Annotated in this window: 20 protein-coding genes and 1 riboswitch; of the genes, 10 read left to right on the forward strand and 10 right to left on the reverse strand. The window is 58.8% G+C overall.

Going from position 1 to position 25,651, the window contains the following annotated elements:
* Positions 1-6: 6 nt before the first annotated feature.
* Positions 7-333, reverse strand: coding sequence for a hypothetical protein (locus ACID345_RS23245; RefSeq protein ID WP_011525262.1), 327 nt, complete (start codon positions 331-333; stop codon positions 7-9).
* 23 nt (positions 334-356) lie between these two features.
* Here ACID345_RS23245 and ACID345_RS23250 point away from each other — a divergent pair, with 23 nt between their 5' ends.
* Positions 357-749, forward strand: a complete 393-nt coding sequence (locus tag ACID345_RS23250; RefSeq protein ID WP_011525263.1) for a hypothetical protein — start codon at positions 357-359, stop codon at positions 747-749.
* 22 nt (positions 750-771) lie between these two features.
* Here ACID345_RS23250 and ACID345_RS23255 read toward each other — a convergent pair whose 3' ends face one another.
* Positions 772-2,502, reverse strand: coding sequence for a GWxTD domain-containing protein (locus ACID345_RS23255; RefSeq protein WP_041857136.1), 1,731 nt, complete (start codon positions 2,500-2,502; stop codon positions 772-774).
* A gap of 164 nt (positions 2,503-2,666) precedes the next feature.
* On the opposite strand from ACID345_RS23255, the gene ACID345_RS27145 reads away from it, so the two are divergent.
* The 4 genes from ACID345_RS27145 (at position 2,667) to purH (ending at position 7,539) form a co-directional block, all read left to right on the forward strand.
* Entirely contained in the window at positions 2,667-2,822 is a 156-nt protein-coding gene (locus ACID345_RS27145; RefSeq protein ID WP_187148902.1) for a hypothetical protein, read from the forward strand.
* Positions 2,823-3,342: 520 nt separating this feature from the next.
* On the forward strand, positions 3,343-5,154 hold the full coding sequence (locus ACID345_RS23260; protein WP_041856030.1) for a M2 family metallopeptidase: 1,812 nt from the start codon (positions 3,343-3,345) through the stop codon (positions 5,152-5,154).
* 222 nt (positions 5,155-5,376) lie between these two features.
* Positions 5,377-5,847, forward strand: a complete 471-nt coding sequence (locus ACID345_RS23265; protein WP_011525266.1) for an MmcQ/YjbR family DNA-binding protein — start codon at positions 5,377-5,379, stop codon at positions 5,845-5,847.
* 120 nt (positions 5,848-5,967) lie between these two features.
* Positions 5,968-7,539 carry a bifunctional phosphoribosylaminoimidazolecarboxamide formyltransferase/IMP cyclohydrolase gene (gene purH, locus ACID345_RS23270; protein WP_011525267.1) on the forward strand — a complete coding sequence of 524 codons (1,572 nt, stop codon included), beginning with the start codon at positions 5,968-5,970 and terminating at the stop codon, positions 7,537-7,539.
* A 98-nt stretch (positions 7,540-7,637) separates the two neighbouring features.
* On the opposite strand, the gene prmC is transcribed toward purH, so the two are convergent.
* From prmC to ACID345_RS23285, 3 genes are all read right to left on the reverse strand, one after another.
* Complete coding sequence (gene prmC / locus ACID345_RS23275) at positions 7,638-8,480, reverse strand: peptide chain release factor N(5)-glutamine methyltransferase (protein ID WP_011525268.1); 843 nt, start codon at positions 8,478-8,480, stop codon at positions 7,638-7,640.
* Positions 8,481-8,538: 58 nt separating this feature from the next.
* Positions 8,539-9,618 carry a peptide chain release factor 1 gene (gene prfA, locus ACID345_RS23280; protein WP_011525269.1) on the reverse strand — a complete coding sequence of 360 codons (1,080 nt, stop codon included), beginning with the start codon at positions 9,616-9,618 and terminating at the stop codon, positions 8,539-8,541.
* A gap of 227 nt (positions 9,619-9,845) precedes the next feature.
* On the reverse strand, positions 9,846-10,829 hold the full coding sequence (locus ACID345_RS23285) for a DUF1385 domain-containing protein (RefSeq protein ID WP_011525270.1): 984 nt from the start codon (positions 10,827-10,829) through the stop codon (positions 9,846-9,848).
* A gap of 199 nt (positions 10,830-11,028) precedes the next feature.
* Between ACID345_RS23285 and ACID345_RS23290 the strand changes: the two genes are divergently transcribed.
* Both ACID345_RS23290 and ACID345_RS23295 read left to right on the forward strand, forming a co-directional pair.
* A complete protein-coding gene (locus ACID345_RS23290; protein WP_148210239.1) occupies positions 11,029-11,460 on the forward strand; it encodes a hypothetical protein in 432 nt (143 codons plus the stop codon).
* Positions 11,461-11,493: 33 nt separating this feature from the next.
* Entirely contained in the window at positions 11,494-13,224 is a 1,731-nt protein-coding gene (locus ACID345_RS23295) for an ATP-dependent DNA ligase (protein WP_011525272.1), read from the forward strand.
* Positions 13,225-13,229: 5 nt separating this feature from the next.
* On the opposite strand, the gene ACID345_RS23300 is transcribed toward ACID345_RS23295, so the two are convergent.
* Positions 13,230-14,168 (reverse strand): cation diffusion facilitator family transporter, encoded by a 939-nt coding sequence (locus ACID345_RS23300; RefSeq protein WP_011525273.1) that lies wholly within the window; start codon positions 14,166-14,168, stop codon positions 13,230-13,232.
* A 189-nt stretch (positions 14,169-14,357) separates the two neighbouring features.
* Here ACID345_RS23300 and ACID345_RS23305 point away from each other — a divergent pair, with 189 nt between their 5' ends.
* Both ACID345_RS23305 and ACID345_RS23310 read left to right on the forward strand, forming a co-directional pair.
* Positions 14,358-15,350, forward strand: a complete 993-nt coding sequence (locus ACID345_RS23305; RefSeq protein WP_011525274.1) for a BON domain-containing protein — start codon at positions 14,358-14,360, stop codon at positions 15,348-15,350.
* A gap of 65 nt (positions 15,351-15,415) precedes the next feature.
* Positions 15,416-16,657 carry an MFS transporter gene (locus tag ACID345_RS23310; RefSeq protein ID WP_228370699.1) on the forward strand — a complete coding sequence of 414 codons (1,242 nt, stop codon included), beginning with the start codon at positions 15,416-15,418 and terminating at the stop codon, positions 16,655-16,657.
* Here the strand turns inward: ACID345_RS23310 and polA are convergent, their stop codons facing one another.
* From polA to queA, 3 genes are read right to left on the reverse strand one after another with little or no spacing between them, the layout of a single operon-like run.
* Positions 16,658-19,447 (reverse strand): DNA polymerase I, encoded by a 2,790-nt coding sequence (polA, locus tag ACID345_RS23315; protein ID WP_011525276.1) that lies wholly within the window; start codon positions 19,445-19,447, stop codon positions 16,658-16,660.
* A gap of 40 nt (positions 19,448-19,487) precedes the next feature.
* Positions 19,488-21,044, reverse strand: a complete 1,557-nt coding sequence (locus tag ACID345_RS23320) for an ArnT family glycosyltransferase (protein WP_011525277.1) — start codon at positions 21,042-21,044, stop codon at positions 19,488-19,490.
* A gap of 18 nt (positions 21,045-21,062) precedes the next feature.
* The gene (gene queA, locus ACID345_RS23325) at positions 21,063-22,157 is read right to left on the reverse strand and encodes a tRNA preQ1(34) S-adenosylmethionine ribosyltransferase-isomerase QueA (RefSeq protein WP_041856032.1); all 1,095 of its coding nucleotides are present in this window, start codon (positions 22,155-22,157) and stop codon (positions 21,063-21,065) included.
* A 194-nt stretch (positions 22,158-22,351) separates the two neighbouring features.
* Here queA and ACID345_RS23330 point away from each other — a divergent pair, with 194 nt between their 5' ends.
* Positions 22,352-23,014, forward strand: coding sequence for a class II aldolase/adducin family protein (locus ACID345_RS23330; RefSeq protein ID WP_011525279.1), 663 nt, complete (start codon positions 22,352-22,354; stop codon positions 23,012-23,014).
* 57 nt (positions 23,015-23,071) lie between these two features.
* On the opposite strand, the gene ACID345_RS23335 is transcribed toward ACID345_RS23330, so the two are convergent.
* The gene (locus ACID345_RS23335; protein WP_011525280.1) at positions 23,072-25,285 is read right to left on the reverse strand and encodes a TonB-dependent receptor; all 2,214 of its coding nucleotides are present in this window, start codon (positions 25,283-25,285) and stop codon (positions 23,072-23,074) included.
* Between the two features lie 25 nt (positions 25,286-25,310).
* Positions 25,311-25,507, reverse strand: a riboswitch (cobalamin riboswitch).
* Positions 25,508-25,651: the final 144 nt, after the last annotated feature.

The following is a 25,651-nucleotide window of genomic DNA, read 5'->3' on the forward strand; positions in this document are numbered from 1 at the left end:
TTCCCACTACTCTGGTTTGTTTGCCTCGGTGATCGACGGAATCGCATCCTCCGCCTCGCTGAGCTGGCAATGCATGCATCGCTTGGTGAACATATTCGGCCCCGCCCAAGTCCCAGAACGGAAAAATGGCTTCCCACACCGCGGACAAGGCCAAAGCTGAAACGCAAACCGCACCATCAGCAACCCACCCGCAAAAACACCAAGCACCCAAACGATATACCGCTGCGCAAAATAAGCCGTAAGCAACACCGCCGGCACCAGCCCAGCCATCAATAGGATCAGCGTGCCGCGGAGGATGTGGACAAATCGGAGATTGGGAGTGGGACCCGGCATGCGAGGATATTGTAGGACTGAGCGTGGCGTTGAGCGCGGCTCATTTATTCGATATGAACCTTTCTGTGTTCGAGTCCGATCGCAAATTTAGCCTCGTAAGCTATACCTGGTCGCATGGGCAGCTACTCCTTCGCAGTCCGCGACCCGACGATTCGAGCCTGCCGCGTATCGACGTCCTGTTTAAGGATGTGCGGGCCCTCGACCTTCGCGCGTCGTTTTCAGGAATGAAGATTGTACTGGCTGACGAGACTCTGCTCGCGAACTTCCCCAGCAAGGCTGCAGAGATGATCGAACCGGGCTTGCAGATCTTCGAACTCACTTCAAACGGCTGGACCGGCTTTGTGCTCGCTGGCGCGTACTTCGTCCACGAGGACTTCGGCAGTCCCTTCGATCCAAGCGCTTTGCTTAACGAGTGATGTCGAGTGCTAGCTTCTGCTCTTACTCCACCTGAAACCCACTAACCCGCGTCACCGTCTGCTTCGAAATCTTATCCTCCACCTTCACCGTCAGCCGATAAGCTCCCGGCTCCACGCTATTCAGCGCCATGCTCTTACGTAGCGTCATCTGCTCGCCGACGTTCCCCATCGTCTCCGTATCGTCGGCCGAGGTCACAACTGCCTTATTCGTCTTCGCATTCACCAATTCATACTGCACCGTCGCCGACGCCTTCTTCGTCTTCTCATCCACGCCAAGGTTGTACACCTGCATCCACACGTTCAGGCGCTGATCGCGCTTGAACACAATCGGCTGTGCGCCGTCCGCGCCCGCTACCTTCGGACGCACCTTGTCATCACCGATCACGAAAGTTCCGGCATCGATGATCTTCGTCGGCACCTTCTCCATCACGTCAGCCAGGATCATCGACGACGTATTCAGCTTGTCGTCCTCGTAAACCGGAACCGATATGCTGCGGCTCCATACTCCAAACCGATCGCCATTCACGTCTTTGATCGCGATATCAATGCGATAGTGCCCGGAGCGCAGCGGCAGGGCCTTCCAATACACCGACGCCTGCTCGACTTTCTGCGCTAGCAGTTCGTTCGGTACATCAACCTGAACCGGATCTTCGAAAGTCTGCACAATCTTTCCGGTCATGTTCGTAACCTGGCCGCGGATATTCACGATTCCCCGTTGGATCCCATCCTTCGACCCAAACGTAATATCTCTGTTCCTGATCTGGATCGTGATCGGCACCAGCACGGTGTCGCTCGTGACCTTCACAAAATCGGTTCGGACGTCGAATGGCACCGGGTTTGGTATAAGCCGATGCTTGACGATTTCACTGTAAAGATCCGGATACTTAATCGCCGGCGCCTTCGAGAGCGCAACGTATCGTTCCTGGTTGTCGAACATCTTGCTCATGCTCGAAGCGTAATCCATGCGGCCGCCTGTCGGGTTCAACCCGTTGATGCGCTCCGCCTTGTTCGCCATGTTCATACTCTCCATCAGCGTCGGGCCGGCATTCGGCACGTGCAGCAGAGCGTCCTTGTCGTTCGGATCAAACGTCATCCGGTACTCGCCGCACATACACTGGTCGACGAACTCCACCACAACCTCGTTGCCGAAGCTCTGCCCTGCGATATAGCGATAGCGCCAGCGCTCAAACGGATAGGTCGAGGTCTCGCCGCCGCCTTCTTCCATGGTGCGCTCGTAGCTTCCCCCCGAGGGGTGCGCTTCGATTTCGTCCGGCGGTCCGAACACGATGTAGATATGGCCGCGATCAGTGCGCCATCCCGGTACGCCGGAAGCGAAGTGCTCGTTCGCATACCCAATGCGGCGGTAATGCTCTTCCTTGAATTCGTTCTCAGGCGTGTCGGGCGTTGGATCGCGGCGAAACCAAACATCCTCGATGAAGTGCTCGCGCTCGTCCTCATTCGAGAGCTTTAGAAACGCCTCGCGCTCTTCGTCCGTGATGATGTAAATAACATCCTCTTCCAGCCACTTCTTGTCCGCCGCTGATATTTCTCCGTACAGTCCCTTACGCTGCTTCTTCTTTTGCTTCTCCGACAGCGGCCGCTTCAGCGGATCTTCCTGCGACGTTTGCGAGGCCTTCGCCTCAGGCGTTGCCGATGTCTCCTCCGCCGGCACGGGAGCCTGTTGTCCATACATCGCAGCTGCGTAGAAACACGACGCTCCCAACACAAAACCGAGCGCACGAACCAGCTTCATCAGACACTCCCAGACAAGCCACACGAAGTCTGCCAGCTTGGACGTGCTACTCAGGATTTCGATTGGAGGATTTACAAAACGGCGGCGAACAAACGGCACTTCAAAGTTCATTTTCGGTACTGGAGAGCTTCCGAACGTTTACTATGCGAGTGATCGGTGCTCGTATGACTTGGAAAACAACGGGCGAATTGTTTGGGGCTCTTGCGCTGTGGTCGTTGGCATTCCTGCCATGGTCGTTGGTCGGGAAAGGTGTCCGTGCGCTCTGGCTGACAATCACCGGCAAGTCCCCAAATCAGCGCAGCACGCCGCACGTCCTGTGACCGACCTCACGCGCACACGTGTCGCAGCTCACATATTTCGTGACACGCTCCCATGTACCGTGCCAATCGGGGTATTCCCAAACGCACAACCAGTTCTTTGAAAACCCGGCAAACATGCCAGGCGGTCAGCCCGCACAATGGCCCGAAGCGCCACCACCGCCTCCTGTCATCCTCGAGGCGCGTGTGTCTCGCGCCGAAGGATCTGCTGTTCCACTCGCGGCCAGCCCTCAGAACCGCCGTCAGCTCCACTGCTCCCTCTTGTCATCCAGAGCGGGGCGCAGCCCGGCGTGGGATCTGCTATTCCCCTAGACCAAGCAACCCCTTTGTTTTGAAGATTTTGCCTATAACTCCTTTGCATTGAATATTTTGCACACTATTGCATCGCTAACTCCAACGTTTTCAAGATTTTGCATTTTCCAATAGGGGAGGGGGGTCTCGTTTCGGCACGCCTCGCTCCACGATGCGACGACCTCACTACGACGCGAGCACCGCCGCTTGTACAATTCCCGCCGGAGGTACCATGCTGCGAAAAGCATTCCTAACTGCTGTCCTTACTGCTGCAATCGTTCCGCTTTCTGTGTTCGCGCAATCCACTCCCACCGTCGCCGACGCCGAAAAGTTCGTGAAAGACGCCGAGACCAAGCTCGACGACCTCGGTGTAAAAGCCCAGCGCGCTGAGTGGGTCGCGGAAAACTTCATTACCGACGACACCCAGGAAATCGCGGCCGAAGCCAACGAGATCGCGAACGCTGAAGCGACGAACTTCGCCAAGCAGACGATCCAGTTTGAGAAGCTGCAACTCCCGCCGGAGTTGGCGCGCAAGATGTTGCTCCTCAAACTCGCGGCCATTGCGCCTAGCAACCCCAAAGACCTCTCGGAACTGACCCGGGTGCAGGCCTCGATGGCCGCCGACTACGGCAAGGGCAAGTATTGCCCCACCACCGGCAAGCACGCCGGCGAGTGCCTCGACATCACCAAGATCGAGCACATCATGGAAACCTCCACCGATCCCGACGAACTGAAGGACCTCTGGATCGGCTGGCACAAGGTCGGCGCACCCATGCGCCAGCGCTATGCGCGCTTCGTCGAGCTCAGCAATAATGGTGCCCGCGAAATGGGATGGGCCGACACCGGCGCCTACTGGCGTGCCGGCTACGACATGCCTCCCGACCAGTTCAGTGCTGAGTTGGAACGGCTGTGGCAGCAGATGCGTCCGCTGTACGTTTCTCTGCACACCTACGTCCGCAACCAGCTGGTAAAGAAGTATGGGGAGCAGGCCGTGAAAGACGGCATGATCCGCGCCGACCTCCTCGGCAACCCCTGGGCCCAGGAGTGGGGCAACATCTACCCCCTCGTCGCCCCGCCCACCAAGCATCCGCAGCTCGACGTCACCCAGATTCTGCAAGACAGAAAAGTTGACGAGCTCGGCATCGTTCACTACGGCGAGAATTTCTTCAAATCGCTGGGCTTCCCGGCGCTGCCGCAAACTTTCTGGGAGCGCTCTCTCTTCCTGAAACCGAAAGACCGCGACGTAATCTGCCACGCCAGCGCATGGGACATCGACAACAAAGATGACCTCCGCATCAAGACCTGTCTCCAGGTTCGCGCCGATGACTTCGTCACTGTCCACCACGAACTTGGCCACAACTTCTATCAGCGCGCCTACAAGGCCCAGTCGCCGCTTTTCGAGAACGGCGCCAACGACGGCTTCCACGAGGCCATTGGCGACACCATCGCGCTCTCCATCACGCCGGAGTACCTGAAGCAGGTCGGCCTCATCGACACCGTCCCGCAACAGGATGATGTCGCTCTGCTGCTGCGCCAGGCGCTCGATAAGGTCGCGTTCCTACCCTTCGGATTGCTGATCGACCAGTGGCGCTGGAAGGTCTTCAACGGGCAGATCAAGCCGGAAGACTACGAGAAGTCGTGGGTGCAGATGCGCGAGCACTACCAAGGCGTCTACCCCCCGACCGACCGCACCGAAGCCGACTTCGATCCGGGCGCGAAGTTCCATGTGCCGGCGAACGTCCCGTACACGCGGTACTTCCTCGCGCGCGTTTTGCAATTCCAGTTTTATCGCGCGATGTGCAAAGAGGCCGGATTCACCGGTCCGCTGCACCAGTGCTCGTTCTACAACAACAAGAAAGCCGGCGCGAAACTGGATGCCATGCTTGAGATGGGCGCCAGCAAGCCCTGGCCGGAAGAGCTCAAAGTCCTGACCGGCGAAGACAAGATGGACGCCGGGGCCATGCTCGATTACTTCGCGCCGCTAAAAAAATGGCTCGACGAACAGAACAAGGGGCAGCAAGCCGGCTGGACTGAACAGAAGTAATTTTTGAACTTCCTGACACCCTACTGACAGAACCCTGTCAGTAGGGTTTTCTTATGCTCTTCCTCGTTGCGATTCATCGCACGAGGAGATTGAGAATGGCTACCGATACCGCGGTCAAGAGTTCCGCGCTGATCGGGTGAGCGCCTTGCAAGTTCTTGATCAAAGTTTCCCCGACGATCCAAAGAGATCCCTGAAGGCGTTTATCGATAAGATGAGGACGCGATGACCAACGATTCCATTCGCGAGTTCTGTATGTCGCTGCCAATGGCGACCGAAGAGGTGCAATGGGAAGAGCACCTGCTGTTTAAGATCGGCGGCAAGATGTTTGCCATCCTCACCCTCGGCGGCAACCGCTGCGCGTTCAAATCGACCCCCGAAAGGTACGCGGAGCTCGTTGAGATGGCGGACATCATCCCCAGCGCCTACAACATGTGGAAGTACCAATGGGTGAATGCCGAATCGTTGACTGCACTTTCAGACGCGGAATTCCGCGAGGACCTGCGCACCTCGTACGATCTTGTCCGCGCCAGCCTGACGAAAAAGATGCAAGCGGAGTTGGAAGCCGGCCGCCAGCCGAAGGTGAAGAAGTTCGTGCGCAAGGCAGAGCGGGAGAAGGCAAAGAAGAAGGCGCCGGCGAAGAAGCAGATCGTGGCGAAAGCTAAGAAGAAGGCCGCGAAGAAGAAGCGGGCCTAAGACTCTCGGCAGGCGACTTTCAAAACCTCTGTGCCCTTTGCGCCTCGGTGGTAAGCGTTCTGCCGATGGCTGATAAAATGGATGGTTCCCGTATCCCACGGATTCCCTTCTGAGGCACTGATGGCAAAAATTCGTCGCGCTATTCTCTCCGTTACTGACAAAATCGGCCTGTCCGACTTCGCACGCACGTTGGCGAAGCATGGCGTTGAACTGATCTCCACCGGCGGCACGGCGAAGATGCTGCGCGACGCCGGCATCCCCGTCAAAGACATCTCCGAATTGACCGGCTTTCCCGAGATGCTCGATGGCCGCGTGAAGACCCTTCACCCCAAGGTGCATGGCGGCATCCTGCACCTGCGCGCCAACGAAGAGCACGTGGCGACGGTGAAAGAGCACGGCATCCAGCCAATCGACATGGTGGTGGTGAACCTGTACGCGTTCGAAAAGACGGCATCGAAGCCCGGGGCGCACTTCGAAGAAATCATCGAGAACATCGATATCGGCGGGCCGAGCATGGTGCGCTCGGCGGGCAAGAATTTCCAGGACGTGGCGATCGTCACTTCGCCCGACCAGTACGCGCAGGTCGCTGAAGAGATGGACAAGAGCGGCGGTTCGGTTTCCAAGCAGATGCATTGGAAGCTGGCGCAGCGCGCGTTCGCCACGACCGCCGCGTACGACTCAGCAATTGCTTCGGCGCTGGAGCGCGTGATGGTGGACGATGCCGGAAAGTTCGACATATCGAACATCCACGGCGGCACTGGTTTCCCTGAGATCTTGCGACTATTGTTCCGCAAATCCATGGATCTTCGCTACGGCGAGAACCCGCACCAGAAGGCGGCGCTCTACTCCAACGGCACCGATCTTGGCGTCGCCAACGGCAAGCAGCTCCAGGGCAAGGAGCTTTCGTACAACAATATCGTCGATCTGCAGGCAGCGTGGGACCTGGCGCAGGAGTTCGATGAGCCCGTCTGCGCGATCATCAAGCACACCAATCCGTGCGGCACGGCAGTCAGTTCGATACTTGTCGAAGCGTATAAACGTGCTCTCGAAGCCGATCCGGTTTCGGCGTTCGGGGGTGTGATTGGCGTAAACCGCGAGATCGACGAAGCAACAGCGGAAGAAATGGCGAAGCTTTTCCTCGAAGTGATCGCCGCTCCGAGTTTCAGCGAGGGAGCGAAGGCGCGCTTCGCCGCGAAGAAGAACTTGCGGCTCGTCGAAGTAAAGGCGCTCGACCAGAAATACACGCTGAAGAATGTATCCGGCGGCGTGCTGGTGCAGGACAACGACATTCGTCCGCTGACCGACGCAGATTTGAAAGTTGTCAGCGAGCGCAAGCCCACTGAATCCGAGATGAAGGACCTGCTCTTCGCGTGGAAGGTCTGCAAGCATGTGAAATCGAATGCGATCCTCTACGCGAAAGACGGCCGCAGCGTGGGCGTGGGCGCCGGCCAGATGAGCCGCGTGGATTCAGCGCGCATCGGTGCGATGAAAGCCGTGTTGCCTCTGAAGGGTTGCGTCGCGGCGAGCGATGCGTTCTTCCCGTTCCCTGATGGAGTCGAAGTCATCGCCGAAGCTGGAGCGACGGCGATCATCCAGCCTGGCGGATCAGTGAAAGACCAGGAAGTGATTGACACCGCGAACCGGTTGGGACTGGCAATGGTGCTCACGGGTGTGCGGCACTTCCGGCACTAAACTGCAAAATCTTTAAACACGAAGGACACTGAGGAAGCACGAAGGGGATTTAGGAATTTTCCCATAAGCCTTCGTGATGCCTTCATGTCTTTCGTGTTTTAAGAAGTTGGTTTGCGGCCGACGACAACGCGCGGGATGCCTCGCAAGTCGGGGACGACCTTGAAGTTGGTCCAGTCGCGCATGATTTCGTGGACGGGATCGGCGATGGAGTACCCGATTTCCATTAGGAACCAGCCGCCCGGTTTGAGGTGCTCCCAAACCTGCGGCGCCAGACGCTTGATGATGTCCATGCCGCGCTCGCCGCCGAAGACGGCGCAGTGCGGCTCGAAGTCTTTCACCTGGCGCTGGACTTTGTCAGCCTCGCACTCGCCGACGTAGGGCGGGTTGGAGACGATCATGTCGAACTGGCGTCCGGGTTCGATCGCGCTGAGTAGATCGCTCACACGAAACTCGACTTGAGCTTCGAGGCGGGCGGCATTGGCTTGTGCAATCTGGAGCGCTTCGGGCGAGATATCGACGGCCGTGACTTTCATCCGCGGAAATTCTTTGGCAAGCGTTGCGGCAATGCAGCCGGAGCCGGTTCCAACATCGAGGACTTCCCAACGCACCTCGCGTGGCGCGAGTTCGAGCACGGCTTCGATCAGGTGCTCGGTTTCAGGGCGCGGGATGAGCACCGCCGGCGAGACGAGGAAGTCGCGACCATAGAACTCCTGGTGTCCGGTGATGTATTGCGCGGGCTCGCCATGACAGCGGCGGGCGATGGCTTCGTCGTAGCGGGCCTGTTCGTCGGCGGTGAGTTCGCGCTCGGGATAGGTAAAGAGATAAGCGCGATCGCAATTCAAACTGAACATCAGCAAGAGCTCGGCGCTCAGGCGAGGGGAAGGAGTGTCGGCTGCTTCTAAATGCTTAAGTGCGGAGTCGAAGGCTTGCTTGAGGGTCATTAAGTCGCGTCATCCAGAGCACAAACAGCTTCAAGACTGTGAGTACCTCCGAAGAAATCTAGCTTACCGCTGTCGTCTGTTCCTTCAGCTTCTCGGCCTGGTAGTGCGTGGTCAGCGCTTCGATCAGCGCGTTGATCTTGCCGTCCATGAATTCACTCAACTGGTGAACGGTATATCCGATGCGGTGGTCGGTGACGCGGTTCTGCGGGAAGTTGTAGGTGCGGATCTTCTCGCTGCGATCGCCGCTGCCGACTTGCTGCTTGCGTTCTTTGGCCAGCGCATCGGCCTGCTTCTGCTGTTCGACCTCGTAGAGGCGGGCACGGAGCACGCGCATTCCCTTTTCGCGGTTCTTGATCTGCGATTTTTCGTCCTGGCAACTGACCACGGTGTTGGTTGGAAGGTGCGTAATACGCACTGCGGAGTAGGTGGTGTTCACCGATTGTCCGCCGGGGCCCGACGAGCAGAAGGTGTCGATGCGGATGTCCTTCGCTTCGATCTTGATGTCCACTTCTTCGGCTTCCGGCAGCACCGCGACGGTGACGGCCGAGGTATGCACGCGCCCTTGCGTCTCGGTTTGCGGGACGCGCTGCACGCGGTGGACGCCGCTCTCGTACTTAAGCTTCGAGTAGGCGCCCCTGCCTTCGATGATCGCGATGACTTCTTTTAAGCCGCCAACACCTGACTCCGAGGACGAGAGGACTTCCACCTTCCAGCGCTGCGTTTCCGCGTAGCGGTTGTACATACGGAAAAGCTCGGCGGCGAACAACGAGGCCTCATCGCCGCCGGTACCGGCGCGGATTTCTACGATGATGTTCTTGTCGTCGTTCGGGTCTCTCGGCAGCAGCAGGACCTTCAAGTCTTCTTCTACCGCGTGCAGGCGCTGTTCCAGTTCCGTCAACTCCTGCTGCGCGTAGGCCTTCATCTCCGCGTCGGTTTCTTCGGCGACCATCTGGCGGCTGTCCTTGATGCCGCGGGTCAGGTCCTTGTACTCACGGTATTTCTGGACGAGCTGGGTCAATTCGGCGTGGGCCTTCGCGGTCTTCTGGTACTTCGCCGAGTCGTTCACAATCTCGGGCGAGGCGAGGGCTTGGGTCAACTCGTCGTACTTGGCTTCCATTAGGTCGAGGCGTTCAAACATGGCGTTTCTCTGCCCGCGCGGCGGGCGCTCTCATTAGTGAGTGGTTGGGATTTCAGGCGGACAACGGCGCAATCGGCGGCGGGCGCCGCTAGCCAAACACGTGATGGAGCGAGGAGGTCATGCAGGTTCTATCTTAGCTTGAAACGACTTGCGAGTGCGAACGTTATTGCAGACCGCAGAGTCGTTCGACTCCGAACGCTTGGCGTTCTTCGCTCAGGATGACACGACTACCCGATCACCAGTTCCCCGCCACGCTGCTTCTCCAACTCCATTGCTTGGTCGAGAGCGCTGATGGCACATTCCACCTGGCTATCGTCGGGAGGCTGGGTGGTGATTCGTTGGAGCCACATGCCGGGAAGCGTAAGCAGCGTGAAGAGGGCGTTCTTGCGCTTGGCGGCGAAGCGGATGATCTCGTACGACGTGCCAGCGATGAACGGCAGCAGAGCGACGCGCATCAGGAAGCGTCCCCAGAGCGGCCAACTCACTGGGATGAACAGGTACACGACCATGCTGATGAGCATCACGGTCATGAGGAACGAGGTGCCGCAGCGGGGGTGATACGTGGAGTACTTCTGCACTTCCGCGTTGGTAAGCGGATCGTGGTTTTCGAAGGCGAAGACCGTTTTGTGCTCGGCGCCGTGGTACTCGTAAACGCGATGCAGATCCTTCATGAGCGACGTCGCCCAAATGAAGAGCAGGAAGATAGCAATGCGGATGACGCCGTCAGCGACATTGAACCAGATTTGATGCCCGAACACCGGATTCACGTGCTTCAGTTCCTTCGCGCCCAACAACGGCAGGAACTTGTACATGAAGATGAAGAAGCCGAGCGAGAGGATGACGTTGAGCGCCATGGCCCAGCCGTTGCTCTCGATGCTCTTCTGCTCTTCGCCTTCCTCGGCGAGGGCGACGTTGGCGGAAAACTTCAAGGCCTTGAAGCCGAGGGCTATTGCCTGGCCGAGCGTCATTACGCCGCGCAGGAAGGGCCAGCCCATCCACTTGTGCTTTTCGCTGAGGCGTTCGATCGGCTCGGTGTGATGGACCACCTGCTTCTGGGGATTGCGCACGGCAATGCTGAAGGCGTGCGGAGACCGCATCATGACGCCCTCAAGCACGGCCTGGCCGCCGACGAGGGTTTCCTCGCCGCTCTCCAGGGCGGGAAGCAGTTGTACCGCAGTCATGAACCGGAACCAGTGTCGCTGGGAACGCATGCTGATTAGACGCCTTAGCACCCCGCGGGGGCGCGAAATTCCAGTTTAAGCATAGGGTTTTAGTAACTGATGCGTCAATTCCCGAAGGCGGTCACTTGGTACCCTTAGGCGGGATTGGATCATAGCTTCCAGCTATATACCTTGGAATGTTCTGGATTTTAATTTTTGACCTCAGGCCTCCCCCATGGGCTCGTTACCGATGCGAATCACTCGTATATCCGACAATCTTCGCGCTATTCAAAATGAAATCAGCATGCTGGCGGGTGAGAACCTGTCCTCGCCCTCCAACGATGAACCGCTCGCGATCCACGATTTACAGGCCTTGCAAAAGGTGAAATGGTCGGTAGACCAGCTCCGGCAGGTGCTGCGCACCTGTATCGAGTTTGCGCACGCGCACGTGGAAACCCCGGCTTCGCAGGCATTGCATAACGCACGGGTAGAAAAGGCAACCTTGATGCTCCAATTCGCGTGCCAGGGCCTGCAACTGCGGGAGCGTCCAGATCACGAGGTGCCATCGTCTCTGTTTGAGCAACTGACGCAGATGGCGATTGCGACCGTAGACCGGCACTGGCAGATTGCTTCCGCCGACACTTCGCGCAGCCGATTAGCCTCTGCGGGTGCGGCCAATTAGAATCGGCTCTCGTCTACTGGCATCCAACGCACCATGCAGCTTCTCGCCCAAACCTGCGAGGCCATAGCCGCCACCTCTAAAAAGACGGAAAAGATCGCCATCGTCGCGACGTATTTACAGTCGCGGACGGTGCCGGAAGCTGCGCTGTCGACGCTGTTTCTCTCGGGGCGGACTTTTGCGGCGCACGAAGAGCGCACCCTGCAGGTCGGCGGATCGATCCTGTGGCGCGTGGTGGGCGAGCTTTCTGGTGCGAGTGAAGCCAAGATGACCGCGGCTTACAAACGGCACGGCGATCTTGGCGATGCCACGCTCGGGGTGTTGCGCGGGGTTGCGCCTGAAGAAAGCACTCTCACGCTGAAAGAAGTGGATTACATGTTCCAACAGATTGCGGCTGTCAGCGGTCCGGCAGCGAAATCGCGGCTGATCGTGACGCTGCTCGCGCGGGCGACGGCACCGGAAGCGAAGTACCTCGTCAAGTTCATCACCGGCGAGTTGCGCATAGGATTGAAGGAAAGCCAAGTCGAAGAGGCGATCGCCAAGGCGTATGGTCGCGAACTCGCGGAAGTGCGGCGCGCCAACATGCTGGTCGGGGACATCGGCGAAACGCTGGTGCTGGCCGCGCATGACAAGCTTGCGACTGCGCGGATGCGACTCTTCCACCCGATGGGATTCATGCTCGCCACTCCGGCAGAGAGTGCGAACGAAGCCTTCGCGGAATTCGAGCACGCCATCGTCGAAGACAAGTACGACGGTATCCGCGCGCAAGCGCATATCTCGCGAGACAAAGTGCGGATCTTTTCGCGAACTCTCGACGACATCACCGATTCCTTCCCCGAACTCATTCCCGCCCTGAAAGCGATCGAGCACGAAGTCATCCTCGATGGCGAAATCCTCGCGTGGCGCTGCGGCCAGGCGCTAGCGTTCAGCGAATTGCAGAAGAGACTTGGGCGCAAGAACGTTTCGGCAGCCATGCAGCGCGAAGTGCCGGTGAGCTACGTCACATTCGATTTGCTTTATGCGAAGGGCCAGTTGGTGATTGATCGTCCGCTGCAGGAGCGCGCGGCGATGCTGGATGGAATCTTTTCGGAAGGTGCACCGCGATTGGTCAACGTTGATCCGCACGGTCAGGCGTCATTGATGTTTGCCGAAGTTACACCAGAGCAAAGGGTATTGCGCGCACCGCAGGCACGAGCGGATTCCCCCGAAGAGCTCGATCGCCTGTTCGCAGCCGCTCAGGAACGCGGCAACGAAGGGCTGATGATCAAAGACATTCATTCGGCCTACGCGGTCGGGCGCCGCGGCAAATCGTGGCTGAAGCTGAAGCGCGAGCTGGCAATGCTGGACGTCGTTGTGACCGCAGTCGAACTCGGACACGGCAAACGGGCGGGCATCCTGAGCGACTACACCTTCGCCGTGCGCGGTGGTGAAGAACTATTGAACATCGGCAAAGCCTACTCCGGGCTTACGGACAAAGAAATCGCGGAGATGGACGAGTGGTTTCGGGCTCACACCCTGGTCGATCATGGCTTCGTTCGTGAGGTCGAGCCCAAGATCGTCATCGAAGTGGCGTTCAACGCGGTGATGAAGTCCGATCGCCATGCCAGCGGATTTGCCCTGCGGTTCCCGCGAATTCTGCGCATTCGCGATGATAAGGGGGGCGAAGAGATCGACACGCTGGAGCGTGCTGAGGAGATTTACCGGTCGCAGTTTCACCAGCGCACGCGACGTATTCACCGCGGAGACACAAAGGCGCAGAGTTCTTAGCGCCTCTAAGCGTGGTCGTGGGTATGGTCGTGCGCATGACTCACGGGGATCACACACCCGTGCGCAACCTCGCAGACTTCGTGCTCGAACTGGATCGTCGTGTGGTGAATATGGAAGTCGTGTGCTACGGCTTCGTTCACGGCTTTCAGGATTGCTTCGCTTTCGGACGCGCGCAGGTCGGCGATGCGGATATGGCAGCTCAGCGCGTGGGTCTCGCTGCCGAGGCTCCAGACGTGGAGATCGTGCACATCGATCACGCCATCAATACTGCACATCCGTTCGGCCAGGCGCTGCACGTTCATGCCACGCGGCGTACCTTCGAGCAGAATATTCAGGCTGTCGCGGATGACCCCGAAAGAGCTCCACAACACGAGTACACCGATGCCGAACGACAGCGCGGGATCCACCCAACTCTGGCCGGTCTCAAGAATGACCCAGCCACCAACGATGACGGCGGCCGTCGAAAGCGTATCGCCTAGCTCGTGAAGAAACGCCGAACGAATATTGAGGTCGCGGCGCGTGCGCAGCAACATCAACGCAATGGCGCCGTTCATGACCACGCCGCAAGCGGCCACCCACATCATGGTGCGGGGCTCCACATCGGACGGTGCGTACAACCTCCTGCCCGCTTCATAGAAGATGAAGAACGCGATCAGCACCAGCGATGCCGCGTTGATGAACGCCGCCAGCACTCCAGCGCGCTGGTAGCCAAACGTCTTCGTAGCGCTCGGTGGACGCGACTGCACGTACACCGCAACCCACGTCAGCAGCAAGGCGAGAAAGTCGGAGAGATTGTGGCCGGCCTCAGAAAGCAGCGCAAGACTGTGCGAGCGAATGCCCATCACCACGAGGAGCACGATGTAAAGCACTGTGACTCCGAGTGATATCCGGAGAACACGCGAGGTTTTCGCGTCGTTCAGGTCGCCGGAATGGGCATGGGGCATGGTCTAAGTTTAGCGGCGGTCTGGGCGGTCTTCAACTTATGCCCGAGGCACCCCCACATTTTGGCTAAGGTGCCAAACCTCCCTCCCTTGGCCGTCTGCATCTGTGTAGAGAGCAGCGACGCCCGCCTTGGAATCTCGCCTTCGTCTCTCGGCCGGCGCCAGCAACAGGACGGAAACAGGGAGAGAACCATGAAGAAACACACCATGTACCTCGTGTTGGCCCTCGCCATGATGTTCGCCTACGCGAGCGCGAAGGCTCAGACAGGCGGGCAGGATCCCAACAGCCCGGCGAATCGGGCCGAGACCGGAACCCAGACCACACAATCCCAGCAAGTCGCAAATCCTCCGAAGCCAACGCCACCTCCGAGCCAGAACACGGCGAAAGTTGGCGACAGCCAGTTGCAGACGGCCGTGAAAGACAAACTCGCCGCCGATCCAGCGTTCGCCAATGTCCAGGCGGCCGTGGAGAACGGTAGGGTCACGCTCGATGGCTCGGTAAACTCGAATGACGACAAGAAGAAAGCGAAAGATGCCGTGAAGTCCGTGGCTGGCGTACGCACTGTCAAAGAGCACCTGAAGCTCAGCGGCAAGGAAGGCAAGAACCAGCCGCAGTCGAGTTCGGCCGCCGGTCCCGGCATGTCGTTCCTGAGCGCGCAGGATGCGGCCCAGGGCAACGCTTCACAGAACACCGCGGGCAGCATCGCGGGCAACTCGCAAACTTCCGCGAACCCGAGCAGCGCGGCGCCTCAGACCAAGGCCCCCGAGGCCGGTACCATGAGCCAGAGCGGCTCGAGTCCGACCGGGCGTGGCGACACTCTGACGTTACAAAAACAGATCGAAACCTCGATCAAAAACGAACCTTCGTTGACTGACAGCACCGTAAACGTGAATGTGTCGGATAACGCGATCGAACTGAACGGCACCGTCGGCAGCAACAAGGCGAAGACGCAAGCCGAGCGCATTGCGCAGTCTTATGCGCAGAACCGCAAGGTGAACAACAATCTGCAGGTCACCGGTGCGGGCAATAGTGATTTGAACAACGGGCACTCAGCGATGAGCAACGGTCAGCCATCCACGCCGTCGAACGCAACCACACCGAAGGGTAATTCACCGGACATGCCACGCGATCCCAACAGCCCCCAGCAGGACAAGGGCGACCAGAACCAGAGCACGCCGCGGTAGTTTGATCGTTTTACGAGAGGCGCGCTTAGGCGCGCCTTTTCTTATGGGTTCCATAAGAATTTGCCTTGCGTCCAACACGGGCGATGGCGAATCCAATCTTTGTGTCTACTCAGGAACAGAAACTACAGGCCACCACGCTGCTGATGGCAATCGGCGTCGGCGTGGCCGTCGCCAATATTTATTATTGCCAGCCGCTGCTCGGCATCATGGCGCAGGACCTGCACGTGAGTGAGCGCCATACCGGCTGGATCGCGACCCTTACGCAAGTCGGCACAGCTATCGGCATGCTGTTGTTCGTTCCTCTCGGCGACATTGCGGAGCGTCGCAAGCTCACAGTGCGCATGTGCGTGTTCGTGGCGTTCGCCGCACTGCTCACAGCGCTCGCGCCGAGCTTTTCCCTGTTGGCACTGTTCAGCTTTCTGCTGGGGCTCGGGTCCGTGATACCGCATCTAATCCTTCCATTCGCCGCGCACCTGGCGCCGGAAGGCGCACGCGGTAAAGTCGTCGCAAAGGTAATCAGTGGAATGCTCGTCGGCATCCTGCTGGCACGGACTGTTGCTGGATTCGTCGGCGCGGCATTCGGATGGCGCGCTATTTTTTTCATCTCCGCCGGGCTGATGCTCGGGCTCGCGATCGCTTTTCGCGAGTTGCTGCCAGAGAGCCACCCATCGGTACAGATGCACTACTTCGATCTTCTGCGCTCAGTAGGCAGCATGGTGCGGGAACATCGCGGGCTGCGCGAGTCGGCGGCGATCGGGGCTTTGCTATTCGCTTCGTTCAGCGCGTTCTGGACCACGCTGGTGTTCTTTCTCGCCAAGCCGCCGTATCACTATGGCGCGCGCATGGCCGGTGGACTTGGCTTGCTGGCTGCTGCCAGTGCGGCACTCGCGCCCATCGTGGGCCGCATGGTTGACCGTCGTTCACCGAAGCTTGGCATCTCGATCGCGGTCATCACAACACTTGCGTCTTATGCCGTGATGATCGCAACGGGGCACTGGCTGATCGGCCTGGGGCTCGGCGTCATTCTGCTCGACGTCGGCGTGCAGACGGGACACATCAGCAACCAGACGCGCATTTACAACACGTTCCCGCACGCACGCAGCCGAGCTAATACCGTCTACATGGTGAGCTATTTTGTCGGCGGCGCGTTCGGGTCCGCGCTGGGCAATGCCGGTTGGCATTTCTTCGGATGGGCGGGCGTTTGCGCCGCTGGCGCGGTCGTTCTGCTTCCAGCGCTTCTGATCGTACGCACCATGCGCGAAGAAAAAATGGAACGAGTGGAAGAGACAGAATTATCAGTGGCGTAATTAATCCATATCGCGCCAGTTTTTTCCTACGCCGACATCCACTTTCAGCGGCACCGTCAGCTCGGGATGCACGTTTTCCATTCGGTCCTGAACCAGCGCACGCACTTCTTCGACTTCCGCCTGCGGAACTTCGAAGACGAGCTCGTCATGCACCTGGAGCAGCATGCGCGTTTTCAACTTGCGCTCGATGAGATCGCGGTGAATGCGGATCATCGCCAGCTTGATGAGATCGGCTGCCGTGCCCTGCAGCGGTGTGTTCGTCGCCGTGCGTTCGGCAAAACCGCGGAGATTTGGATTGCGGCTGTGGATGTCGGGGATTGGCCGGATGCGACCGAAGAGTGTGCTGACTTTTTCGTCCTTGCGAACTTGCTCCAGCACGCTGTTGAGCCACTCGCGAACGCCGCTGTAACGTTCGAAGTAACTCTCGATATAGCGCTTCGATTCTTTCGTGTCTATGCCGAGTTGCTGCGAGAGTCCGAACGGCGAGATGCCATAGACGATGCCGAAGTTCACGGCCTTCGCCCGGCGGCGATGTTCGGCATCAATCATCATCGGCGGCACACCGAAAACTTCGCTGGCGGTTAGGGCATGAATGTCGCGGTCGTTGTTGTAGGCGTCCACCAGCAGGCGGTCTTGCGAGAAGTGTGCGAGGAGTCGGAGTTCGATTTGCGAATAATCCGCGGCAAGCAGCACGTTGCCTTTTTCGGCGACGAACGCAGCGCGAATCTCGCGGCCTAGCTCGGTGCGGATGGGAATGTTCTGCAAATTCGGATTGACGGAAGAGAGACGCCCAGTGGAAGTCGCCGCTTGTGCGAAGGTCGTGTGCAAGCGCCCGGTGCCGGCGTGGCAGAGATTCGGCAGCGCGTCCACGTAGGTTGATTTGAGCTTCGTGAACTGGCGATATTCGAGCACCAGCTTCGGAACTTCGTGTTCCCCGGCGAGCCCTTCTAATACATCGACGGCGGTCGATATGGTCTTGCCCTTCCCGTACTTCACCGGCTTAGGCAGATTGAGTTTATTGAACAACACGTCTCCGAGTTGCTTCGGCGAGTTGATGTTGAACTCCTGTCCGGAGAGGCCGTAGATCTTGCGAGCGAGCGCATCCGCATCTCTCTGCAGGCGCGTCGACATCTCGGCGAGCACATCGCAGTCAAGCTTCACGCCGGCGGCTTCCATCGCATAGAGCACCGTAACCAGCGGGCGATCGATGTCCTCATACACCTTCATCAGCCCGCCATCTTCGACCAGCTTGTGCAGCTTGGTCGTGAGGCGATGGGTCATGTCCGCCGCTTCGGGCAGAGTTCCAGCAAGCTTCAGGTTCAACCGGCGGAGCACAACATCGGGAAGTCGGTAGGTTGTGTACGTCGGATCGAGCAGGTATTCGTAGAGCATGGTGTCGTGCTCAACCGACTCGAGCGGCAGGCCCGCATGCATCGCGGCTTTCGCATCATGCACGGCCTTGGGGACCGTTGGATCGGCGAGCGCGCGGCGAACCACTTCACCGGACTCGCCTTTCAATTCCACGGCGCGGGCGGCACCTTCTCTGCTGGATAGCGCGACACTCGTGACCTGCGGTGTAGCAACAGGTTCGGCCATCGCGAGCGCGAGTTGCGGTGCGTCCTCCTCCGGCTCGGCTTCTTCTGCCGCCAGTGATGGAGCATCGAGGTGCGCGATTGCCACCGCGAGCGGGTGATCGGCGTTTACATCTCTCAGCAGCGCTTTGATTTCGTCAGTCGACTTCGCATCGGCGTAATCGGTCTCGCCAACTTCGGAGCCTTCGGTCAGAAATTGCTTGAGCAGGTTGTTGAATTCGAGCTCCGCGAAGAGCGCCTTGCAAGCCTCGTAATCCGGGTCTTGCGCGCGCATTGCCTGAGGCTCGAACGGCATATCGATGTCGGTACGAATGGTCACCATGCGCTTGCTGAAGAGCACGGCGTCGCGGTTCTGCTGCAACGATTCGCGCTGGCGCTTGCTTTCGACTTCGCCAGCATGATCGAGTGCGGCCTCGACGGTGCCGAAGCGCTGGATCAATTGCACTGAGCCTTTGTCGCCGATTCCGGGTGCGCCTGGGACGTTGTCGATGGAGTCGCCGCGCAGCGCCATCACGTCCACCACGCGTTCGGGCGGTACGCCAAGGATCTCTTCCACTTTCTTCGGATCGCAGATCAGGTTGTCTTTCGGCGGATTCAGAATGCAGACGCGTTCGGTCACGAGCTGCATCATGTCCTTGTCGCTGGAGACGATATAAACCGGGTAGCCTCCATCCGCAGCCTTCTTCGCCAGTGTGCCGATCACATCGTCAGCCTCGAAGCCTTCGGCCGAGATCATCGGGATGCGATAGGCATTCAGCGCACGTTCGATGTATGGCATCTGCTGGGTGAGATCTTCTGGCATCTCGGTGCGGTTCGCCTTGTAACCGCCGTATGCGATCTCCTGGAAGGTCTGGGTTTTGATGTCGAACTTATTGATCGTCGCGACCGCTGCGGCCTCTTCATCACGAAACGTCTTGCCGCCCTCCATGATCGCCGCAATGTGCTCGGGCGCGAAGTCCTGGCGCAGCTTGTTGAGCATGTTGACGAACACATAGGTCGCGCTCGTTGGGATGCCAGTTTTCGTGGACATGGGACGCTGCCGCGCCATGGCGTGATAAGCGCGGAAGACGAAGCCGAAGGTATCGATCAGGAAAACCCGGCCGAGCTTTTTATCGTCGGCTGGAACCTGCGCCTTGTATTCGGTTATGGGCGCAGTGGAGTCGGCGGGGCTGCTGGCAGATTTCTTCTTCGCGGGCACCCCACGATGCTACCGAAAGCCTCGCGCGGGCGCAAAAGAGCTAGTTCCAGTTTTTCAGGTCGGGCCAGAACTCCTGCAATCCTGGCTTCATGCCTTTGCAGAGCCAGATCGTGTAGTGCTCCTCTTCCATCGCCCAGGGATGATCGAGCGTCGGCCCTTCCACGACCGAGGAGCAGTGCTTCTCAACCGAGGAGCGCCGCCAGTGCAGGATGATCACCGACTCGCCGGTATAGTCTCGCGGACCCCAGTACCAGTAGTTCTGGTGCGCGCTGATGGATTTCGGCAGCCCATATTTCGCGCCGAAGAAATCGATAGCGCCGGCGTCACCATAACTTCCGCCGAGAATCGCGGTCTTGGCCTGCTCTTCTGGCGGGAGCGAATGATAAAGCTGCGCGGTCTTTTCAACCAGTTCAGGCCAGCCGAATTCGTCGGCGAAATATTGCGGAAGCTGCGAGTGCATACCGACTTCCGTCTTCTGGCCGTCCCCAGCGAGGGCGCGAATATACGCGTTGGCTTTCTCCGGCGGAAGTATAGGTACAACGATCGGGACGGCGACTAGGCTTGCGACTACGGTCACGACCGCCAGCGTCCGCCGTATCCAACGGAAACGCACCTCCGACAATGTCTCCCACAGCACGCAGCCTGCAGCAAACATCACCGGATAGATGGGCGCGACATAGTAATCCTTGCCCTTCATCAGCATGAGTTCGAGAAAGAAGAAGAGAAAGGTCAGGCCGACCACGCGATACTTTTTCCCATCGCGATGCCAGAGCAGGAACCCGATCGCCGGGATCCACAGCAGTGCGAGGGCCTGGTTCAACATCACGATCTGCTGCTTGATCCACGGCAGTGGCGGCAATTCAACGTTCTTGTGCATGACCTTCACGTTGTGCAGATCAACGTACGTCGGATAGTCGTGCTGGATTTGCCAGATCAAGTTGGGAAGCGCCAGAGCGATCGTGATTCCGACTGCACCCCAGAACCACTTGCTCGCGAAGAACCTTCGCTGCGGTGTAAGCGCGAGCGCGAGCAGCAGGGCCGCCATGAAGAAGATGGTCGAGTGTTTGTTCTCCACGCCGAGACCGCAGGCCACCCCGAGGCCGAGTAGAAGACGCTCATCCCCGCCGTTGATAACGCGAATCAGCAGGTAGAGTGCGCTCATCCAGAAGAGCGGCTCGAAGGGATTCATCGAATAGCGAGTGCTATCGCAGAGGATCACTGGCGTGAACCCGACGGCAATTGCCGACAGGAGCACCGCAAAGCGCTTGCCGCCTAACTCCCGTGCGAGCATGCCGGTAAGAACGACCAGCGCCGCGTGCGCGAGTCCCGGCAGCCAGCGCAACGCATAGAGCGAATCTCCGAAGATGACGCGGTTGGCCTTGAGGATCCACGCAGCGAGTGGCGCGAAGTCTACGTAGCCCGCGGCAAGGTGATCGCTGCACGCGATGAAATAGAGTTCGTCGCGGAAGTATCCGTAATACGGCGCGGTGACGATGTGCAGGATGAATATGACGGCGGCAACGCACCATGCCGGAAACAGAAGCGAATGCGTGAAGCTGGAGTTCTGCAAGGGGGCCGTTTGCGCCGGTGAAGCCATGCGATCTCCTGGAATTCTTTACTCGATAAACATGCAATCGCCGTATGAGAAAAAGCGGTACCGCTCCGCCACTGCATGGTTATACGCCCGCAGCGCGCGACTGGTTCCTGCAAACGCACTCACCAGCATCAGCAAACTCGACTTTGGCAGATGAAAATTCGTCAGCATTCCCCCAACTACGCGGAACTCGTACCCGGGATAGATGAAGATATTGGCATCGCCGCTCTGCTCGCCGAATTCCTTGCTCTGCTGTGCCGCGAATTCCAATGTGCGCACAATCGTCGTTCCAACCGCGACAATCCGCCGCCCTTCGCGCCGGGCACGATTCAGCTTCTCCGCCGCATCGGCAGAAATGCTGTAGCGCTCCAGGTGCAGATGGTTCTCTTCCACGTTCTCATGCCGCAACGGCTGAAACGTGCCGAGCCCTACATGCAAAGTTAGTTCTGCGGTCTCGATCCCGCGCGCCGCGATCCGGTCGAGAATCTCGCGGGTAAAGTGGAGGCCTGCCGTCGGGGCGGCGACGGAACCAAGTTCGCGAGCGAAGATCGTCTGGTACTGCTCGCGGTCTTCGGCGGTGTCCGGTCGATCAATGTAAGGCGGCAGCGGGATGTGGCCGATCCGATTCACCGTCCCCCAGAAGTCTCCGGTAAAACGCAGCGTGCGTTCCCCGAATTCCCCGCGTTCGAGGATCTCCGCCGTAAGTTCCGGGTGTTCTGCATCCTCGCCAAAAAAAATCTTTTCTCCGACGCCAAGTTTCCGTCCTGGTCGCACCAGCGCCTGCCAAACCGGCGGATCGGCTTGGATCTGCCGCGTGAGCAGGACTTCGACGCGTCCGGTAAGAAACTCGCGGCTGGCAGGATTTTGCGGGCTGAGCGTCTGCGCACGGCTGCCGCTACGGCGACCGAACAGCCGCGCCGGTAGCACACGAGTGTTATTGAAGACCACGAGGTCGTCGGGGCTGAGCAGGTCCGGAAAACTGCGAAATTGTAGGTTGTCGATCTCAGGGCCCCCGTACCTGCGCACGTGCATCATGCGCGTAGCCGAGCGATCGGCCAAGGGATGTTGCGCGATCAACTCCGGCGGCAGTAGGTAGTCGAAGTCCGAGACAAGCACAGGCAAATTATAGGAGTTACCCAGAACTGCATGTTTTGCCAGTTCAGTTGGAAGCCAAGTTTCGTATGCTGGAACCCAACACATTGACGAGTGTTGATATTCTCACTCCCTCATGTGAGGACTGACCTTTCGACTTTGCGAACTTTGCGATAGGATAAGCCAACCATAAGATGGCACTTAAGGGCCAGTGAGCAATGAAAAGCCTCGAAACGCAGAAGCTCGAAATCGTGAAGATTGGGCAGTGGCTACACACGAAGGGGTTCGTGGCAGCCATGGATGGCAACGTCTCCGTTCGCCTGAGTGGAGACACGGTCCTGTGCACTCCCACGTGTATCAGTAAAGGCATGATGGAGCCGGACGACCTCGTGCTGGTTGATATGCAGGGAAAGCGCATAGAGGGCCATCGCGAAGTCTCGAGCGAGATCCAGATGCACCTCCTGATCTACCGCATGCGTCCCGATGTTCGCGGAGTGGTACATGCACATCCGCCAACGGCGACGGGCTTCGCATCCGCCGGCATGACACTAGATTCAGCGCTGGCTTCGGAGATCGTCGTCGCACTCGGCGCGGTCCCGCTAGCAAACTATGGCACGCCCGGAACACCGGAACTCCTTGAGGCACTGGAGCCCTTCGTCCCTGATCACCAAGCGATCCTGATGGCCAACCACGGCGCCGTGACTTACGCGGAAGACGTGCTGCACGCCTACATGCACATGGAAACCGTGGAGCACTTCGCGAAGATTTCGCTCGTCACGCACTTGCTCGGACGCCAAGAGCTGCTCAGCAACGAAAATATGGACAAGCTGCGCGTCGTGCGTCAGAAGTATTTGGCAATGCAGGCAGTGGCGAACGAATAAATTTCTGTGAAGGACGAGAGGCACGGTGCGCCGTGCCTCTTTTCTTTTGCGTACGAACTATTCGCCACCGAAGCGGAAGCGTAATCCCGCGCGGAAGTTGAAGCCCAGCGACGGATACCCGACAACTTCGTTGTAGTAGTGGTTCAGCAGGTTCTCCATATTCACGTAGGCAGTCACGTGCGTACTCACCGTGTAATAGCCTGAAGCGTCGAAGCGCGCATAACCCGCAGCGTAGGAAATGGGTGCGGGAGCAAGGCCAAAATCGTCGTCGGCACGACGCCCCACAGCCACACCCGCGAGTTGCGCACCCCAGCGGCTACGCGAATAGCTCAGCATCAAGTTGCCGAAGTGCCGTGGTCGATGTAGCAGCGGGCTGCCTTCGCCAAAGAGACGCGGATCGCATCCTGCCGCCGGATCGCACGGCAGGGCACTCAGGATCTGCGACGACGTATACGTGTAGTTCGCGCTGACTGAGAGGCTCTTGTTCAGGCGCGCTTGAATGTCGACTTCCGCACCGTGTGCCAGGGCGCGATTGATGTTGCGGTATTGGCTGTTGAACGTGATTGGGTCAAAGTAGAACTGGATCTGGTCGCGGTAAATGCTGTTGTAGTAGGCCGCGTAGAGCGAGACCTTGTTCGCCAGGAAACCTTGCTCCAATCCGGCCTCAAACGAGCGTGCCTGCTCGGGCTTCAGGTCCGGATTCGGCAGCGTGGGAAACGTACCCGAGATGCCGAAAGTCTCTTCGAAACTCGGTTCTACCACGCCGGTACTATAAGAACCGCGAAGACGCGTGCCGCTGAAAATCTCGCCGCCGCGCAACACAACAAAGCTAAGGGCAGCGCGCGGAATCGCTTTATCGCCGAAGCTCTCGTTGTGCTCCCAGCGCAGGCCAGCGAGCAGGCTGAAGCGCTTCCAGAGCAGCATCTGCTGGCCAAACACAGCCTGGTTGTTACGCTGCCCAATTGTGACGCTGTACTCAGGGAATCCGAAGAACGAGTAGTTGCTGGTTATATTCCCGTTCTCTTTTTCGAAGTGATAGCCGATCGAAGTCCGCGTCCAACTGCGTGGAGAATAGTCCGACTGCCAATCAAAGCCTGCGCGGTTGTAAAGCGCCGCCGAATCGAAGGGCTGATCGAAATCTGCTGGACGGCCGGGATCAACGAAACTGTCCACATTGCGCCGGTCGTGGTTGTACTCAAAGCCGCTGAAGCGGTGCTGCCATGCGCCGGGACCCGCGATGGTGAGATCGAGATCGGCGAGAAAATTCGTCTGTCGCGCGTATTGATCGGAATCCGCCGGTAGGGCAGCGTCCCCGTTAAACCACCACTCGTTCGAGGTACCGCTCCAGCTGTTCGCATGACGCAGCCGGAAGCGCAGCTGCGCCCTTTGATTCACGCGATAGCCAAGATTCAAACCTTCGAGGCCGTTGGAATAGGCGTTGTTGAGTCCCTGGCCGTTGGTATTGAACTGATCGCCGAAAAGGTTGTAATCGAAACGCCGCCACGCGCCGGCAATGGAGAGAAATCCGTGTGCCGTGCCGAAGTTGCCGCCGTCGGCGCCGAAGCGAAACTCAGGGGTCCGCGTGGTTCCGGTGGCGCTGAACATCTGCACCACGCTGCTCATCGCGTCCGAGCCATAAACCGCGCTGTCGGAGCCGCGAACCACCTCGATGCGGTCCATTTGAGCCGTCGGCACAACGCCGAAGTCGAACTGGCCACCGGGTTCGTTCACCGGAACGCCATCCACAATTACGTGGTTATAGCGCGACTCTCCACCGCGCACGTTGACCGTCGTCAACGATCCGCGCTGGCCGGTGGCGGTAACGAGTACGCCGGGCATAAAGCGCAGTGCATCGCTGGCGGCGGTAGCCTGCTTCAGCGTGAGTTGTTGGGCGTCCAGAGTGGAAACCGCGGAGCCAGACTCAGCTTCCGATACGGGGCTGGACGTAGCCGTTACTACCACGCTCTCGGCGGCGTTTTCGACAGAAAGTGCAACAGTGGAATCGCTGCGTTCAGGAAGTTGGACCGGTTGTTCGGCTTTGGCGAACCCCGGCGCGAGCACCTGCACGTTATAACTGCCATCGCTCACGTTTGAGAAATGCGCAGCACCGTCAGCGCCGGTAGTGCGGACCTCGGAATGATTGCTGGAATAAAGCGCGACGTTGGCATTCACGACCGGACGCTGGTCGGGGTCAACCACATGGATAGTGAGTTCACCGGCGAAAAGCGCTGCCGGAAAAAGTAGGCAGCAAGATAAGAGCAGACGGCGCAAGGCTTCCTCCTTTGCACGCGAAAGGGGTGGATCGAGGTGTTCGCGCCGGTCTCCTGGCTCGCGAGTTTCGGCGTTGGCCGATAACTTCCGGAGGAGCCTTCCCATCTTGCGACAGTGGCTTAGTCCGATTGCTCTCGCTTACAGTTGCGCGGCAGCGCAGGCTTTTCACCTGCTTCCCAGCATCGCCCGGTGGGCCGATGCGCGCGAACGCTACTTGGAAAAGATCGCCCAACGAGTTGGGAGAAGCTTGAGAGTACGTTTCGGCGCTGGGAGTGTCAACGAAATGATTTTCTCCACAGGAAAATCGCGATTTTGCGTCCCGGCGCAGGAATGGCGAGGCTTCGTTGCTTACAATCCACTCGGCGT

The sequence above is a fragment of the Candidatus Koribacter versatilis Ellin345 genome (assembly GCF_000014005.1).
Classification (GTDB): Bacteria; Acidobacteriota; Terriglobia; order Terriglobales; family Acidobacteriaceae; genus Korobacter; species Korobacter versatilis_A.

What these genes read in the sequence shown, in the direction of transcription:
- ACID345_RS23290 (WP_148210239.1), top strand. Translation starts at nt 11,029, where the DNA reads ATGCGAATCACTCGTATATCCGACAATCTTCGCGCTATTCAAAATGAA.
- ACID345_RS23330 (WP_011525279.1), top strand. Translation starts at nt 22,352, where the DNA reads ATGAAAAGCCTCGAAACGCAGAAGCTCGAAATCGTGAAGATTGGGCAG.
- ACID345_RS23295 (WP_011525272.1), top strand. Translation starts at nt 11,494, where the DNA reads ATGCAGCTTCTCGCCCAAACCTGCGAGGCCATAGCCGCCACCTCTAAA.
- prmC (WP_011525268.1), bottom strand. Translation starts at nt 8,480, where the DNA reads ATGACCCTCAAGCAAGCCTTCGACTCCGCACTTAAGCATTTAGAAGCA.
- prfA (WP_011525269.1), bottom strand. Translation starts at nt 9,618, where the DNA reads ATGTTTGAACGCCTCGACCTAATGGAAGCCAAGTACGACGAGTTGACC.
- ACID345_RS23305 (WP_011525274.1), top strand. Translation starts at nt 14,358, where the DNA reads ATGAAGAAACACACCATGTACCTCGTGTTGGCCCTCGCCATGATGTTC.
- purH (WP_011525267.1), top strand. Translation starts at nt 5,968, where the DNA reads ATGGCAAAAATTCGTCGCGCTATTCTCTCCGTTACTGACAAAATCGGC.
- ACID345_RS23300 (WP_011525273.1), bottom strand. Translation starts at nt 14,168, where the DNA reads ATGCCCCATGCCCATTCCGGCGACCTGAACGACGCGAAAACCTCGCGT.
- ACID345_RS23265 (WP_011525266.1), top strand. Translation starts at nt 5,377, where the DNA reads ATGACCAACGATTCCATTCGCGAGTTCTGTATGTCGCTGCCAATGGCG.
- ACID345_RS23255 (WP_041857136.1), bottom strand. Translation starts at nt 2,502, where the DNA reads ATGAAGCTGGTTCGTGCGCTCGGTTTTGTGTTGGGAGCGTCGTGTTTC.
- ACID345_RS23320 (WP_011525277.1), bottom strand. Translation starts at nt 21,044, where the DNA reads ATGGCTTCACCGGCGCAAACGGCCCCCTTGCAGAACTCCAGCTTCACG.
- ACID345_RS23285 (WP_011525270.1), bottom strand. Translation starts at nt 10,829, where the DNA reads ATGCGTTCCCAGCGACACTGGTTCCGGTTCATGACTGCGGTACAACTG.
- ACID345_RS23260 (WP_041856030.1), top strand. Translation starts at nt 3,343, where the DNA reads ATGCTGCGAAAAGCATTCCTAACTGCTGTCCTTACTGCTGCAATCGTT.
- ACID345_RS27145 (WP_187148902.1), top strand. Translation starts at nt 2,667, where the DNA reads ATGACTTGGAAAACAACGGGCGAATTGTTTGGGGCTCTTGCGCTGTGG.
- ACID345_RS23245 (WP_011525262.1), bottom strand. Translation starts at nt 333, where the DNA reads ATGCCGGGTCCCACTCCCAATCTCCGATTTGTCCACATCCTCCGCGGC.